The following is a 483-nucleotide window of genomic DNA, read 5'->3' as shown; positions in this document are numbered from 1 at the left end:
CGGTCACGTTCGGCGGTGTGGGCGCAAGTTCGCCGGTGGTGCTGCGCAATGTGGCGGCAGGCACGGTGAGCGCGGCCAGCAACGAAGCCGTGAACGGCTCGCAGCTTTACGGTCTGGCGTCCTCCACGGCAGCCGCGCTGGGCGGCCACACGACTGTCAATTCGAACGGCACGGTCAGCACGCCGACCTATGTTGTCAGCGGCAGCTCGTTCTACAACGTGGGCACGGCGCTGGATGCCATCGCAGCGGTCGCGCAAGGCGGCTCGGTAGACGCGGTGGTTTATGACTCGGGCGCGCACGACAAGCTCACGCTGGGCGGCGCCAACGCGTCGACGCCGGTCAAGTTGACGAACGTTGCTAATGCTACGCAGTCGCGTGACGCCGTGAACCTGGCGCAGTTGCAGGCAATGGGTGCGCAGGTCGACACGTCGGGCAACGTCACGAATGCGTTCGTGGCCTATGACGGCGCCTCGAAGGGCGCGG

1 pseudogene is annotated in these 483 nt (G+C 66.7%); it reads left to right on the top strand.

Features of this window, described 5'->3' with window-relative positions:
- Positions 1-483 (top strand): annotated as a pseudogene (locus LDO54_RS18135) (YadA-like family protein); the annotation flags it as partial.

Source organism: Paraburkholderia tropica (genome assembly GCF_914484835.1).
GTDB classification, from domain to species: Bacteria; Pseudomonadota; Gammaproteobacteria; order Burkholderiales; family Burkholderiaceae; genus Paraburkholderia; species Paraburkholderia tropica_A.
The sequence above is the reverse complement of the archived record's forward strand: the minus strand, read 5'-3'. Positions and strand labels throughout refer to the sequence as shown.